The following is a 14,284-nucleotide window of genomic DNA, read 5'->3' as shown; positions in this document are numbered from 1 at the left end:
CCATGAGCAAGGACGCTTACATCCACAAGCAGCTGCCTGGTTCGCCGGGCGGTCCGCTGCTCTTCGTCTTCCATGGCACCGGGGCCGACGAGAACCAGCTTCTGTCGCTGGGGCGCGATCTCGCGCCCCAGGCAACCATCATCTCGCCGCGCGGCGATGTTTCCGAACAAGGTGCGGCGCGCTTCTTCCGCCGCACCGGCGAGGGCGTCTACGACATGGACGACCTGGCGCGGGCGACGGACAAGATGGTGGGCTTCGTCAAGGCGCATGTCGAGGCGGCAAAGCCGTCGGCGGTGCTGGGCCTTGGCTATTCCAACGGCGCCAACGTCCTGGCCTCGGTGGTGTTTGCCGCGCCATTGCTGTTCGACGCCACGGCGCTGATGCATCCGCTGATCCCGTTCGAGCCGCAGGTCGAGGGCAGCCTCGCCGGCCGCCATATTCTGGTGACCGCCGGCAAGCGCGATCCGATCTGCCCGCCGAACCTGACCACGCGGCTCGAAGCCTATTTGCGTGCCGATGGCGCCGATGTCACAGTGGAGTGGCATGAAGGCGGGCACGAGGTGCGGCCAAACGAGATCGAAGCGGCACGGCGGCTTTTTGCCGGTGCCACCCAAGGAGTGTAGCGATGCCGGATCAACTGCCCGAGGTCGAACTGGAGGATCGCGGTTCCAAGGGCCGTTACGTCCTGCGCGGGCCTAACGGCGCCGAGGCCGAGATGACCTTCACCAAGATCGGCGAGCACCAGATCATCATCGACCATACCGAAGTCCCGGACGCATTTCGTGGCCAGGGTGCCGGGCTTCGGCTCGTCACCCGCGCCGTCGAGGATGCACGTGCGGCGGGCAAGAAGATCATCCCGCTCTGCCCGTTCGCCAACGCCCAGTTCCGACGTCACCCGGAATGGGCCGACGTGCTGAAGCAATAGGGATCGGCCGGAATTTGTCCGGCAGGAAACAGCGCGACAAGCGACTGTCATCCCACCGCATGGCTTTGTCATTTGCGCGGCTCGCGCATCTTGCCTAAGTAGGTATGATAGATCGCAGCGCCGACAAACGAACCGAATGATCCCCCATGACCGAATCCGACCTCGTTCCCGTCTTCGACGGCCACAACGATACGTTGCTCAGAATCTACCAGTCGAAGGACACGGACGCCGAAAAGCTATTCATTGAGGGGAAATCGGGCGGCCATATCGACCTGCCGCGCGCCAAGGCCGGGGGCTTTGCCGGCGGCATGTTCGCCATCTTTCCGCCGCCTGTCGAGAAAACCAGGCGCAGTGCCGTGCCCTTGGCGCCGAGCGATACCGAGCCATTGCCGCCCGAGGTTCCGCGCGCCGATGCGCTCAACTCGACGATCGCGATGGCCTCCATCCTGTTCAGGCTGGAACGGGCCGGAGCGTTGACCGTCTGCCGCAGCGCCGGCGATGTGCGCGACGCGATGGCGCAAGGGTCGATCGCGGCGGTGTTCCACATCGAAGGGGTCGAGGCGATCGATCCCGAGCTCACAATGCTCGACGTGCTGCATGCCGCCGGCCTGCGCTCGCTCGGCATCGTCTGGAGCCGGCCGAACGCTTTCGGCCACGGCGTGCCGTTCCGCTTTCCGTCCTCGCCCGACACCGGACCCGGCCTGACCGATGCCGGCAAGGCACTGGTCAAGGCCTGCAACCAGCTCAAGATCATGATCGACCTCTCGCATCTCAACGAAAAGGGCTTTCGCGATGTCGCCGCCCTCAGCGATGCGCCGCTGGTGGCTACCCATTCGAACGTGCATGCGATCTGCGGTCATTCGCGCAATCTCACCGACTGGCAGCTCGGCGCGATCCGCGAGACTGGGGGCATGGTCGGGCTGAACTTCGCCACCGGTTTCCTGCGCGAGGACGGCCGCATGAATGCCGACACCAGTCTCGACATCATGGTGCGCCATGTCGATTCTTTGCTGCAGGCGCTGGGTGAAGACGGCGTCGGCCTCGGCTCGGATTTCGACGGTGCCATGATCCCGGCAGTCATCGGCGACGTCGCCGGTCTGCCGAAGCTCATCGATGCATTGGCGGCGCGCGGCTTCGGCCGCGCGCTGATCGAGAAGATCGCCTATCGCAACTGGTTGAGCATGCTGGAAAGAACGATCGGCTAGGGTCGCCGGTCCGGCTTTTTTTGCCCGGACCGATCGGCGGACGTCAAGGCAGTCTTTCTACACACTGCGCTGGTTCGCTGAGTCAATCCCTTGTCGAACCTTGTGGCGCCAAAGCAACACTGGGTTGCATTCCGGTCATTGGCAAGAGTTACCAGTTCACAATCCCATCAAGCGCATCTACGATTTGCAATGGCTGGGGGTTCTGACCATGAAATCGATTCTTTTCGCAACCGCGGTTCTGCTGGCCGCAAGTGGTAGTGCTTTTGCGGCGGACGCAGTGAGCGAACTTCCTGTCGCATCGACCTACAACTGGTCCGGTGCCTATATCGGCCTGACAGCGGGCTACGGCTGGGGCGACAGCAAGTTCAATGACGGTGTTGATTCGAATCCATTCGATATCAAAGGCTTCATTGGCGGTATAACGGTTGGCTACAATTACCAGTTTCATCAGAACTGGGTCGCGGGCGTCGAAGCTGACTTGTCCTATTCCGCTATCAAGGGGAGTTTCGGACCCGGCAACTTGGGGCAGCCTGACGGTAGCAGCTGGAACTGCGGGTCCGGTGCTTGTGTCACCAAGGTCGAATGGTTTTCGACGGTGCGAGGCAGGATCGGCTACGCACTCGACAACGTGCTCGTGTATGGCACTGGCGGTCTGGCTTTTGGCCGAGTCAAGTCGGGCATCGATAACTCTTCCAGCTACCAGGCAAGCAGCACCAACGTAGGATGGTCCGCAGGCGGCGGTGTCGAGTACGCGTTCAATCAGAATTGGACTGCCAAGGCAGAGTATCTGCATGTCGATCTGGGATGGACGGCCGTTTCGAACGGGTTCTTCAAGTCAGATGCCAAGTTTGACGCCGTCCGTATCGGTCTGAACTACAAGTTCTGACCCCTGCCGCTGAGAGGCGGCCCGCTGGCAATGGTTATTCGATGCCCATGCGCTTCAGCCAGTCCCTGCCGACGCCGCGGTCGCGGATGATCGGCAGCGGATTTTCCGAATCGAGCCGCGCGCAGATGCGGTAGACCTCGAGCGTTTCGGCGCTCATCTCGCCGCGCTTGTAAAAGAACATGGCGGCGGCATAGCGCGTGCGGCCAGACCATTTCTCGCCGAGCGGGGTGTTGACCAGCTCCCACTGTTCGCCGGCTTCCCCATCTTCTTGCTGCCCATCTTCCTGCTGCTTGTCGGCTTCGTCGGCCATGGTCAGAAGTCAGCCGGCGGATTGGCGGTGCGGCGGTCGAGCTTGATGAAGGGTCGCGCCACCACCTTGGCCCGCTTCATCAGCTTCTGATATTGCAGCTCGCGCATGGCGTAGATCTCGACCCAGAGGTCCTCTACGATGGTATCACCGAATGGCCGCTCCAGCGAGGCGATGGCGATGTTGCGCTTGGCCATCGGCGACCACATGGCGGCGCTGACCAGGCCGACCTCCCGGCTTTTCTTGTAGTAGACGATGGCGTGTTCGGCTGGGATGTTGCCTTCGATCTCCAGCCCGACCAGCACATGGCGCAGCTTGCGTTTGACGCGAGCCTCGAGGATGGCGCGGCGGCCGTTGAAATGACCTTTCTTCAGATCGATCATGAAACCGAGACCGATTTCGTCGGGCATGCGCGGGCGGTCGGCGCGGATGGCGTGTTCGGCGGTGGTGAAGTCGGCATTGGCGACGATCAGTCCGGCTTCCAGCCGGGCGCGGTTGAGGGCGGTGTAGCCGATGGCGCGGATACCGCGCAGTTCGCCCGCAATCATCAGCCGGTCCCAAAGGCTCAGAGCCTTGTCGGCCGAAACGAACAGTTCATAGCCGAGGTCGCCGGTGAAGCCGGTGCGTGAAATGGTGACGCTGCCCCCGTCATGCGGGAAATCGGCGAGGTCAAAAACTTTGAGCTTCTCGACGCCGGCGAAGCCGGCATCCCGCAGCACGGCGAAGGATGTCGGGCCTTGCAGGGCGAGCCCGGCGACAGCCTCGGTCTCTTCCTCGACGGTGACGTCGAAGCCAATGGCGCTGTCCAGCAGCCACGGCAGGTGCCGTTCCTGCGAACACAGCCGGAAGCGTGTCGGCGAAAGCCGGAACAGTGTGCCGTCGTCGAGGACGAAACCCTCGTCGTCGCACCATGCCGTATAGTGGACGCGGCCGGGTCTGAGCTTGGCGACATCGCGCAGCGTGACGCGGTTGAGCAAGGCCTCGGCGTCCGGCCCCTCGATCCGGTATTTCGTCATAGGCGAAATGTCGAACAGGGCAGCCTGGCTGCGGATGGCGAAATATTCCAGCTCCTCGTCCCACAGCGAATGCGGCGCGTGGTAGCCGGCCCAATTGTACCAGTCCTGGGTTCTGGCCAGCGCGTCGATGCGAGGCTGGAACGGGGTCCCGAGACGCAGCGTGCGGAAATGGGATTGCGCGGCGATGCGTGCCGAAACAACCGTGTTGGCTGTCTTTGAAGCGGGCTTCTTGCTAATTTGCCGGGCCATGGTCACCCTTTCATCGCAATGATGCGCCGCGCGGCGTTGAGGCCGGGTGCGCCTGAAACACCCCCACCCGGATGCGAGCCGGCCCCGGCAAGAAACAACCCTTCGATCGGTGTGTCATAGCCGGACCAACCGGAGACCGGCCGCGAGATGAGCATCTGGTCGGCCTGCAATTCGCCGTGGTGCCAGTGGCCCCCCGGCATGCGGTAACGCGTCTCGATATCGGCCGGCGTCAGCAACTCGGCATGGACAACGCTCTTGCCGATGCCGGGTGCATAGGCTTCGAGCTGCGCCATGACCGCCTTGAGGAATTTCGGCTTGCCGGCGTCCCAGCCCTCTTTCAACGCGTAGGGCGCGTATTGCACCACCGCCGACAGCACGCAGGCCCCGTTGGGCGCGAGCGACGGGTCGGCAAGGCTGGGCAGCGTGATCTCCATCACCGGCTCGAGCGAGAACTCGCCATATTTGCATGGGTTGAAGGCGCGCTCGACGTGATCGGGCGAGGGGGCGATGACCAGCCGGCCCCTGTGGCCGGCGGCATCGACGCCGGTGAATTGCGGTGGTCGGTCGAGCGCCAGATTGAGCTTGGCCGCATCGCCTTTCATGCGGATGTTCTTCACCTTGCGCATTAACCCGGTGTCGATCTCGCGCGGCCCGACAAGGTCGAGGAAGGTCGTCGCCGGATTGATTGCCGAGACGATGGTCCTGGCGTGCAGCACTTCGCCATTGTCGAGCACGACGCCGACGGCGCGGCCTTTCTCGACGATGATCTTTGCCACCGGAGCCGATGCGCGGATCACCGCGCCGGCCCCTTCCGCCGCGGCGCGGATGGCGGCGATCACCGCGCCCATGCCGCCTTGCGGCAAGGCCTGCGCTCCGGCCACACCGGCGGTCTCGCCGGCCAGGCGATAGTAGAGGCCGAGCAGTGAGGTCGGCGAGCGCGGGCCGAGATGACTGCCAAGCGTTGCATCGAAGGCGAGCAGGCCTTTCAGCCTGATATCGCCAAGCTGCTCGTCGAGCAGGTCGGCGACGTTCATCAGCAGCACGCGCAGGAAGTCGCGCATGTCTTCCTTGCCGAGTTTCTTCAGCGCCAGCGCGGTCTGGCCGAGTGAAGCAGACTCAAGCAGCGACATGCCGGCGAGATCGGGCGGGCGGCGGGAGAGGAACGGCTTCAGGGTGCCGGCATAGCGCAGCAATTGCGCGCGCAATTCCTTCCATGCCGATTGCTCGGACGGGCTGGCGCCGGTCAGCACTTCGCCATAGGCGCCATGCAGGACAAGCGGCGGGCCGTCCTTCGACAGCGCAACCGATGGCACGAAGTCGGCGCGGGCGACCCTTAGCCCATGCTTTTCCAGGTCCAGCGTCTTCACCACATCGGGATGCAGCCGGCTGAGCAGATGGGCGATCGCAGAGGTGCGGAAGCCCGGCGCGAATTCCTCGGTGCGCGCGGCGCCGCCGACTTCGCTACCGGCCTCCAGCACCAACACCTTGCGGCCGGCTTTCGCCAGCGTGGCAGCAGTGACGAGACCGTTGTGGCCGCCGCCGATGACGATTGTCTCAAATGACGTCATGGGCCGGGCTCATGTGCGAGGTGGACTTGGCGAGGTCGCGCAGGATATCGGCGGCGGCATTGCGGCCGGGCGCGCCCATGACGCCGCCGCCGGGATGGGTCGAGGAGCCGCATATATAGAGGCCGCCGACCGGTGAGCGGTATTGCGCGTAGCCAGGCACCGGCCGGTTGAACAGAAGCTGGTCGAAGGTCAGTTCGCCCTGGAAGATGTTGCCTTCGGTGAGGCCGACCTCGGCTTCGATCTCGCGCGGGGTGCGTACCTCCATGTGGACGATGCGGTCGCGGAAGCCGGGCGAATAGTCCGCGATCTGCGCAATCACGCTTTCGGCGAAGCCGTCGCGATCGGCATCTGTCCACTCGCGGCCGTTCACCTTTGGCGGCGCGTATTGCACGAAGCAGCTCATGAAGTGTTTGCCAGGCGGAGCCATGGTCGGGTCGAGCGTCGTCGGGATGACCATGTCGAGGAACGGATCGGCCGACCAGCGCCCGGCCTTCCAGTCGTCATAGGCGCGCTCCATGCGCTCCACGGAATCCGTGAAATGCATGTCGCCGCGATAGACCGGCGAATCCTTCGGCAGCGCCGGGAATTCCGGCAGCGAATCGAGCGCGATGTTGACCTTGCCGGACGAGCCGCGGATCTTGAAATTCCTGACCCGGCGCAGGAAGATGTCGGGCAGCTCCTTTTCCTCGACCAGCTTCAGGAAGGTGCGCTTCACGTCGGCATTGGAGACGACGAGCTTGCAGTAGACCTCCTCGCCGCCGGCCAGCACCACACCCCGGGCCTTGCCCCTACCGACCAGCACATGGTCGACCTCGGCACCGGTGCGGATGGTTCCGCCCGACGCCTTGAACGACGCGGCCAGCGCCTTGGTCACCGCGCCCATGCCGCCGCGCGCATAGCCCCAGGCGCCGACCGAGCCATCGACCTCGCCCATGTAGTGGTGCAGCAGCACGTAGGCGGTGCCGGGTGACATCGGCCCGAGCGCGGTGCCGATGATGCCGGACAAAGCGAAGTTCGCCTTGATGACATCGGTCTCGAAATACTCGTCGAGGAATTCCGAGATCGACATGGTCCAGAAGCGCAGCGTCAGCGCCATTTCCTCCGCCGACAGTCCGGCGAATTTCTTGCCCAGATAGAGAAGCTCGCCGAGATCGCGCGGCCGCAAGCTTGTCGGGTCGGGAGCGGTGCGCATCAAGAGAGGCTGGATGAAGCGGCACTGCCGCGTCACGTCGCGGGCGTAGCGGTCATAGGCCTCGGCGTCGCGCTTGGAAAAGCGGGCGAATTCGCGCCGGTGCGCGTCGTGATCACGGTAGTTGGCGAGGTAGTCGCCGTCGCGGGTGAACACCGCGCCGCCTTCATAGGCGATGACCTGCAGGCCGAAGCGCGGCAATTCAAGATCGCGCATGATCTCGGGGCGGAACAACGAACAGACGTAGGAGCAGTTGGAGTAGAGGAAGCCCGGCGCCAATTCCCTGCTGGTGGCGGCACCGCCGACCCAGTCGTTCTTCTCGACGACCAGCACATCGAGCCCGGCGCGCTGCAGATAGCAGGCGTTGACCAGGCCGTTGTGTCCGCCGCCGATGATGATCGCATCCCAAACTTTCATTCTGGCCCGCTCATCCTATCCGCCGCCACTTCATTTTTGCGTGATCTGTCCCCGAATGCTCGGAATTTGGCACGGCGCCCGCTATTCTGTCCAGCTATGTTGAATGAATGTTCAACAAATGATGTTGCGTTTTCCCAGCTATGCGCTACGCTTTGCCGGCATTCGACAATGCGCAATTCGGCGATTGGGGACCGAGGGCCGATGATCGAAACGGCTGCCGAGCCGGAGTATGACGACACCGCCATCCGCTTCCTCGAAGCGCTGTGGGGCGACGGTTATCTGTCGCCGGGCGGGCCGGACGAGGTCGATCGGGTGGTCGAAGGGCTTTCGCTCAAGGGCAAGACGATCCTCGACATTGGCTGTGGCTCCGGCGGCATCACCCTGCATCTGGTCGAACGCCATGGCGCTGCCCACGTTACTGGCTTCGATGTCGAACAGCCTGTAATCGAGACGGCGAGGCAGCGTGCCGCCGCGCGCGGGCTCACGGATCGCACCAGTTTCATCCAGGCGGCGCCCGGGCCTCTGCCTTTCGCCGACCATGCCTTCGATGCCGTCTTCTCCAAGGATGCGCTGCTGCACGTGCCTGACAAGGACGCGCTGTTCGCCGAGATCTTCCGCGTCCTGAAGCCGGGCGGCGTTTTCGCTGCCTCCAACTGGATGATCTCGCATGACGGCGAACCATCGCCTGACATGAAGGCCTATGTCGCCGCCGAAGGCCTGTCCTTCGCCATGGCGTCACCGGCACGCTACGCGCAGGCGATGCGCCGGGCCGGCTTTGCCGATGTCACGGTCAGGGATCGCAATCCGTGGTATCGTGACGTCGCGCGCGGCGAGCTGGAAAAGCTGAAGGGACCGCTCTACCCAACGGTCGCGGCCGCGGTTGGCGCGGCCTATGTCGACAAGAACATACGAACCTGGGAAGCCATGCAGAAGGTGCTTGACAGTGGCGAGCACCGTCCCACTCATCTTCGCGGTCGAAAGCCGGTTGGATAGCTGGCGATGCTGGAGACCATCAGACCCATGAAGACAGCAGAGGCCAGGCAAGCCCGCCTCGAACCGGCGCGGAAAAACGAATCCGAAAAGCGTGGCCGCAAGGCCTCGAAGGAGGTCAGGCAGCTTCAGCTCATCGAGGCGACGATCGATTCGCTGGCCAAGCGTGGCTATTCGGAGACGACGATGGCCGATGTCGCCGACGGCGCGGGTCTGTCGCGCGGCATCGTCAACTTTCATTTCGAGAGCAAGGAAAAGCTACTCATCGCGACCTTGCAGCATATGTATGACGAGTACTCGGCGCATTGGCGCAATGCCCTGCAAAAAGCGGGCGACGATCCCGCCCATCAGCTTCAGGCTCTCGTCGCGGCCGATTTCGACCGGTCGATCTGCAACAAGCGCAAGCTGGCCGCCTGGTGTGCCTTCTGGGGCGAGGCCAAGTCGCGGCCAACCTACCAGGCGCTGAGCAGCGCGCGCGATGCCGTCTATCAGACCATCTTCATCGACCTGTGCGCGACGCTCAGGCAGAGCAGCGGCTACGCCTATGAGCCGCAAGTCATGGCGCTGGCGCTCAGCGCCATGCTGGAGGGATTGTGGCTGCGGCTGATGATGGGCACGGAAGACACCACCCGCGAGACCGCCTTGCAGGCGGCGAACGAATTCCTGGCGGCGGCATTCCCGAGACACTATCCGTCGAAGACCGCCGGCGCGGCGGAACCATAAGAAAATCAGAACAAGACAGAGGATGGAACAGCAATGAAGACCCCAATCCAAAGGATGACATTGACTCGACGCCTGACGCTGACACTGGCTTTGGCGGGAACGTTGGCGGCCTCGGCCGCCGCACTGGCGATCGCCGCCGACAAGGACCTGATCGTGTTCGACTGGTCCGGTTATGAAGATCCCAGCTTCCATCCGAAATATGTCGAGAAGAACGGCGACTCGCCGACCTTCGCCTTCTTCGGCGATGAGGACGAGGCGTTTGAAAAGGTTCGCTCGGGCTTCAAGGCCGATCTTGGCCATCCCTGTTCGCAGAGCGTGGTGAAATGGCGCGAGGCGGGCCTTTTGCAGCCGCTCGACACGTCGAAGATCACTGGCTGGAAAGACCTCAATCCCGGCATCATGGCGATGAAGGATCTCGCCACCACGTCGGACGGCAAGGCGTGGTTCATGCCGTGGGACTGGGGCAACACGCAGCTCACCTACAACTCTGCCAAGATCGACGCCAAGGATGTGCAGTCGCTGAAGGCGTTCGCCGATCCCAAGTTCAAGGGCCGGGTGTCGATCGGCGACAATGTCGACGACGCCTATGCGCTGGCGAGCCTTGCGATCGGCCTCAGGGACTGGACCAAGATGACCGACGACCAGTTCAAGCAGGCGTCCGACTTCCTGCGCCAGGTGCACAAGAACGTGCGCTCCTACTGGACCGATACCACCGACGTCGTGCAGCTGCTGAGCGGCGGTGAGGTCGATCTCGCCTGGGCATGGAATGATGCGACGGTGCAGTCGGTGGCTGCCGGCGTGCCGATCAAGGCCATGAAGGATACCAACGAAGGCATCTCGACCTGGGTCTGCGGCTATGTGCTGTTCAAGGACGCGCCCGGCAACATCGACAAGGCCTATGACTATCTGAACGCCGTCAACGATCCGGAGACCGCCAAGGTGCTGGTCAAGGACTGGGGCTATGGCCAGGCCAACGCCAAGGGCATGGCCGGCGTCGACCAGGCGGTGCTGAAAGAAAAGGGCTATGACGACGTGCAGAAATTCATCGACAAGACGCTGTTCCAGTCGCCGGTGCCTTCCGATCTCAAGCTCAAGATGATCGCCGAATTCGAGAAGATCAAAGCCGGCTATTGAGGCCTGTCTCGGCGGCCAGTTCGGTCGCCGACAAGGCGGGTGGACGGGCTCGCCAAGTGAGCGGAATTCTCCTAACGTCGCAGCAGCTTTTTCGCGATGGGGGAATTTCGCGCCATGAGGTCAGTGCTACGCCGCCTTGCCCTTGCAGCCGTGTGCATGATCGGCGCCGGCGCGGTCCATGCCTTCGCGGAAGGCGGTGGGGATCTCGTGGTGTTCGACTGGTCGGGCTACGAGGATCCGCTGCTGCATCCGGCCTACACTGCCAAATACGGCGCCGAGCCGACCTTCGCTTTCTTCGGCGACGAGGATGAAGCCTTCGAGAAGATGCGGGCCGGGTTCAAGGCCGACATCGCCCACCCCTGTTCGCAAAGCGTGGTCAAGTGGCGCGAGGCTGGCATGCTGCAGCCGCTCGACACCGCCCGGATCGCCGGCTGGAAGGACCTCAATCCCGGCATCATGGCGATGAAGGATCTCGCCACCACCGCCGACGGCAAGGCCTGGTTCATGCCGTTCGACTGGGGCAACACCTCGCTGCTCTACCGCACCGACAAGGTCACGGCTGAACAGGCGCAGTCGCTCAGGATCTTCGCCGATCCGAAATTCAAGGGCCGCGTCACCATCGGCGACAATGTCGACGATGCCTACGCGCTGGCAAGTCTCGTCATCGGGCTGAAGGACTGGACCAAGATGACGGACGCGCAGTTCCAGGAGGCGTCCGCTTTCCTGCGCGATGTGCACAAGAACATCCGCTTCTACTGGACCGATGACACCGACCTCAACCAGGCTTTCATCGGCAATGAGGTCGACCTCGTCTGGGGCTGGAACGAGACCTTCGTCACGCTGAAGGGGCAAGGCATGCCGATCGCCATGAACCGCGACACCAAGGAAGGCATTTCGACCTGGGTGTGCGGCTATGTGCTGATGAAGGATGCGCCGGGCAAGCTCGATGAAGCCTATGATTTCCTCAGCGCGGTCAATGCGCCTGGCGTGTCGGACTACATGGTCAAGACCTTCGGCTACGGCCACGGCAATGGCGCCGGCATGGCTGATATCGACCACAAGGTGCTGGTCGACCGCGGCTTCGACAATCTCGACAAGTTCCTCGACAAGACGCTGTTCCAACAGCCGGTGGCGCCGGACCTCAAGCAGCGGATGGTCGCCGAGTTCGAGAAGATCAAGGCCGGCTATTGAAGCGCGAATTGGAACGGACGGATGTCGTCATCGTCGGCGCCGGCTTCACCGGCCTGTCGGCCGCGCTCGAGCTGAAGGCAGCCGGCATCGATTTCGTCCTGCTCGAAGCGCGCGAGCGTGTCGGCGGGCGCGTCGAGGCGACATCAAACGGCCTTGGCGAGCGCGTCGACAGCGGCGGCCAGTTCCTGTGCGAGGACATGCCGGAGCTGATGGCGCTGCTGCAGGCGCGTGGCAAGACGCTGATCGAGACTTTTGTCGACGGCGAATTCGTTTCCCAGCCAATCCTGTCCGCGAGAGAGGCCGAGCGCACCTATCTCGCCTCGATGGCGATCCGCGACCGCATGAATGCGATCGCACCAGGCGATCCGACCATTGCCGGACTGACCGTCGCCGCGTGGCTCGATCGTCAGAGCGACCCTGAAGCGGCCAAGGCGGCGTTTCGCTCGATGATCGAAGGCCTGTGGTGTCAGGCACTGGAAAAGATGCCGCTCTGGCACCTTATCGACAATGATCGCCGCATCACCAATGAGGTGTCGGAACTGCAGTATTTCGTGCGCGAAACCATGCATTCGCTGGCCGACGATCTGGCCCGCGATCTGGGCGATCGGCTGCGCTTGAGCGCCGCGGTCACGGTGATCGAACACGGGCCGGGAAGGGTTCGTCTCGCCTCCACGGCTGGCGCCATCGAGGCTCGGACGGTGTTGATCGCCGTGCCGCCGATGATGGCGGCGAAACTGGATTTTTCGCCACCGCTGCCGGCGGCCTTGGCAGGGGCGCTCGGCGTCTGGGAAAGCGGCGCCGTGATCAAGGTGCTGGTGCGCTACCCCACGGCCTTCTGGCGCGACCACGGTCTGAGCGGCATGGTGATGTGGCGCGACCTGCCTGGGCTTTTTGCCTGCGATGTCGGCAAGGACGATGGCCATCCGGCGCTGGTGGTCTTCATCGGCGGGCCGCTCGCCTTGCGCTGGCGTCACCTCGGCGATGCCGGACTGCGCGTCGAAGTGACAGCGAGGCTGGTCGAAGCTCTTGGCGCGCAAGCGGCTGGCATCCTCGATTTCAGCTATCGCGACTGGACGCATGACCACTGGAGCGGCGGCGCCTATGGTGATCTCATCGTCGATGCGACGGCGACCGACGCCGAGCGAACGCTCCTGGCCGGCGCGCCGCCAGTCCATTTCGCCAGTTCGGAACTGTCGCCGTCATTTCCAGGCTATGTCGAAGGCGCGATCGTTGCCGGACGCATCGCCGCCCGCAAGATCATGGCGGAGCTTCAAATTCTTGGCGGAGCATGACCGCTGGACAAAACGGTTCCCGTTTGTCCGAGAAAACCGGTTCCCACTTTTTGCTGCGCTGACCTTCGGTTCGGGATCATGCCCTAGTCGGCCATCGCCACCAAGGCCTCGGGATCATAGGCGAGGCGGATCGAGGTGCCGACCGGGATGTCGTCGGCGCCGAAGTCGTTCGTCTCGGTCACCGACAGCGGCTTTTCCAGTCCCGGTATCTCGACGATCAGATGGGTGATCTCGCCGAAATAGTGGCGTTCGACCACCTTGCCGGCGACCTCGAACCTGGCTGTCGCATTGTCCCACAGCACACGCAGGCGTTCGGGCCTGATGCCGAGCGTGGCGGCGCCGCCATTGCGCACAAAGGCCTTGGGCTTGTCGGTCTTGACGCGGCCGAAGCCCAGCGTGTCGACGACCAATGAGGCGCCATTCTCCTCGACGATCTCAGCCTTGACGAAATTCATGCCGCCGAGGAAGTCGGCGACCTGGCGGTTGACCGGCCGCTGGTAGATCTCCTTGGGCGAGGCGACCTGCGCGATCCTGCCGCCGAACATCACGGCGATGCGGTCGGACATGGCCAGCGCCTCATACTGGTCGTGGGTGACAAGAACGAAGGTGATGCCAACCGCCTGCTGCAGGCGGCGCAGTTCGACCTGCATCTGCTCGCGCAGCTTCTTGTCGAGCGCCGACAGCGGTTCATCGAGCAAGAGCACCTTGGGACGCATCACCAGCGCGCGGGCGAGCGCGACGCGCTGTCGCTGGCCGCCTGAAAGCTCGGTGGCAAGGCGCTTGCCGAGCCCGGTCAGCGAGACCTGCGCCAGCGCTTCCTCGACACGGCGCTTCTCTTCGCCGCCCTGCAGCTTCAGCCGCTTCAGTCCGTAGGCGACGTTCTGCTCGACATTGAGATGCGGGAAGATCGCATAGCTCTGGAACACCATGTTGGTCGGCCGGCGATTGGCCGGGATGCCTTCCATGGGTTGTCCGCCGACCGAGATCGAACCGCTGGTCGGGTTGTCGAAGCCGGCGATCATCCGCAGCAGCGTGGTCTTGCCGCAGCCGGATGGGCCGAGCAGGGAGAAGAATTCGCCCTCCTTGATGGTCAGCGAAGCATCATCCAGCGCCTTGAACGCCCCATAGCTGCGGGTGACGTTGCGGATCTCGATCATGGGCCGATCGGATTGGGGCCGATCGGATTGGGGCT

General features: G+C 63.5%; 14 protein-coding genes. 9 read left to right on the top strand and 5 right to left on the bottom strand.

Features of this window, described 5'->3' with window-relative positions:
* Positions 1 to 2: 2 nt before the first annotated feature.
* The 4 genes from OOJ09_RS24450 to OOJ09_RS24435 all read left to right on the top strand — a co-directional run bounded on the left by OOJ09_RS24450 (position 3) and on the right by OOJ09_RS24435 (position 3,016).
* Positions 3 to 623 (top strand): alpha/beta hydrolase, encoded by a 621-nt coding sequence (locus OOJ09_RS24450; RefSeq protein ID WP_269907661.1) that lies wholly within the window; start codon positions 3 to 5, stop codon positions 621 to 623.
* A 2-nt stretch (positions 624 to 625) separates the two neighbouring features.
* A complete protein-coding gene (locus tag OOJ09_RS24445) occupies positions 626 to 925 on the top strand; it encodes a GNAT family N-acetyltransferase (RefSeq protein WP_256752599.1) in 300 nt (99 codons plus the stop codon).
* A 146-nt stretch (positions 926 to 1,071) separates the two neighbouring features.
* A complete protein-coding gene (locus OOJ09_RS24440) occupies positions 1,072 to 2,130 on the top strand; it encodes a dipeptidase (RefSeq protein WP_269907660.1) in 1,059 nt (352 codons plus the stop codon).
* 208 nt (positions 2,131 to 2,338) lie between these two features.
* Positions 2,339 to 3,016 (top strand): outer membrane protein, encoded by a 678-nt coding sequence (locus OOJ09_RS24435; protein ID WP_269907659.1) that lies wholly within the window; start codon positions 2,339 to 2,341, stop codon positions 3,014 to 3,016.
* 34 nt (positions 3,017 to 3,050) lie between these two features.
* Here the strand turns inward: OOJ09_RS24435 and OOJ09_RS24430 are convergent, their stop codons facing one another.
* Genes OOJ09_RS24430 through OOJ09_RS24415 form a run of 4 tightly spaced genes read right to left on the bottom strand, consistent with a single transcriptional unit; the run spans position 3,051 to position 7,762 of the window.
* Positions 3,051 to 3,326, bottom strand: a complete 276-nt coding sequence (locus OOJ09_RS24430) for a hypothetical protein (protein ID WP_269907658.1) — start codon at positions 3,324 to 3,326, stop codon at positions 3,051 to 3,053.
* 2 nt (positions 3,327 to 3,328) lie between these two features.
* Complete coding sequence (locus tag OOJ09_RS24425; protein ID WP_269907657.1) at positions 3,329 to 4,588, bottom strand: aminomethyltransferase family protein; 1,260 nt, start codon at positions 4,586 to 4,588, stop codon at positions 3,329 to 3,331.
* 2 nt (positions 4,589 to 4,590) lie between these two features.
* A complete protein-coding gene (locus tag OOJ09_RS24420) occupies positions 4,591 to 6,156 on the bottom strand; it encodes a phytoene desaturase family protein (RefSeq protein WP_269907656.1) in 1,566 nt (521 codons plus the stop codon).
* Positions 6,143 to 7,762 carry a phytoene desaturase family protein gene (locus OOJ09_RS24415; protein WP_269907655.1) on the bottom strand — a complete coding sequence of 540 codons (1,620 nt, stop codon included), beginning with the start codon at positions 7,760 to 7,762 and terminating at the stop codon, positions 6,143 to 6,145. The genes OOJ09_RS24420 and OOJ09_RS24415 overlap by 14 nt, the downstream gene beginning before the upstream one ends.
* A 201-nt stretch (positions 7,763 to 7,963) precedes the next feature.
* Between OOJ09_RS24415 and OOJ09_RS24410 the strand changes: the two genes are divergently transcribed.
* From OOJ09_RS24410 to OOJ09_RS24390, 5 genes are all read left to right on the top strand, one after another.
* On the top strand, positions 7,964 to 8,755 hold the full coding sequence (locus OOJ09_RS24410) for a class I SAM-dependent methyltransferase (protein ID WP_269907654.1): 792 nt from the start codon (positions 7,964 to 7,966) through the stop codon (positions 8,753 to 8,755).
* 6 nt (positions 8,756 to 8,761) lie between these two features.
* A complete protein-coding gene (gene betI, locus OOJ09_RS24405; RefSeq protein WP_420107540.1) occupies positions 8,762 to 9,475 on the top strand; it encodes a transcriptional regulator BetI in 714 nt (237 codons plus the stop codon).
* 33 nt (positions 9,476 to 9,508) lie between these two features.
* The gene (locus OOJ09_RS24400) at positions 9,509 to 10,609 is read left to right on the top strand and encodes an ABC transporter substrate-binding protein (RefSeq protein WP_269907652.1); all 1,101 of its coding nucleotides are present in this window, start codon (positions 9,509 to 9,511) and stop codon (positions 10,607 to 10,609) included.
* Positions 10,610 to 10,723: 114 nt separating this feature from the next.
* Positions 10,724 to 11,800, top strand: a complete 1,077-nt coding sequence (locus tag OOJ09_RS24395) for an extracellular solute-binding protein (RefSeq protein ID WP_269907651.1) — start codon at positions 10,724 to 10,726, stop codon at positions 11,798 to 11,800.
* Positions 11,797 to 13,092, top strand: coding sequence for a flavin monoamine oxidase family protein (locus tag OOJ09_RS24390; RefSeq protein WP_333474482.1), 1,296 nt, complete (start codon positions 11,797 to 11,799; stop codon positions 13,090 to 13,092). The genes OOJ09_RS24395 and OOJ09_RS24390 overlap by 4 nt, the downstream gene beginning before the upstream one ends.
* 83 nt (positions 13,093 to 13,175) lie before the next feature.
* Here OOJ09_RS24390 and OOJ09_RS24385 read toward each other — a convergent pair whose 3' ends face one another.
* Complete coding sequence (locus tag OOJ09_RS24385) at positions 13,176 to 14,249, bottom strand: ABC transporter ATP-binding protein (protein ID WP_269907650.1); 1,074 nt, start codon at positions 14,247 to 14,249, stop codon at positions 13,176 to 13,178.
* Between the last annotated feature and the right edge of the window lie 35 nt (positions 14,250 to 14,284).

Origin of the sequence: Mesorhizobium qingshengii (assembly GCF_027563465.1) — a bacterium.
Lineage (GTDB): Bacteria > Pseudomonadota > Alphaproteobacteria > Rhizobiales > Rhizobiaceae > Mesorhizobium > Mesorhizobium qingshengii_A.
This window is presented reverse-complemented; position numbering and strand designations above follow the sequence as displayed.